We start from the raw sequence: 232 nt of genomic DNA on the forward strand, positions 1-232 counted from the left end.
CGCTCGACCCTGGGTTCCCTGCGTGACGTCACCCGCCTGAAGGCTTCGGCCGATGAGGGTGAGCTCGCATGGAAGCTCATCCTGGAGCGCCACATCTTCGACCTTGAGGCCGAGCTCAACTGGCTCGACCACATCGAGTCCGGTGCGGTCTCCGAGGCCGCGCGTCGTGCCGCCTTCGCTGCCGCGAAGGGTCGCTCGATGAGCTGGGCTCAGGCTGAGGTCAGCATTTCGG

General features: G+C 66.4%; 1 pseudogene. It reads left to right on the forward strand.

From position 1 onward, the window contains the following. Nucleotides 1–232: pseudogene (locus QP415_RS13115) on the forward strand (PadR family transcriptional regulator); the annotation flags it as partial.

The sequence above is a fragment of the Pauljensenia sp. UMB3104 genome (genome assembly GCF_030217285.1).
Classification (GTDB): Bacteria; Actinomycetota; Actinomycetes; order Actinomycetales; family Actinomycetaceae; genus Pauljensenia.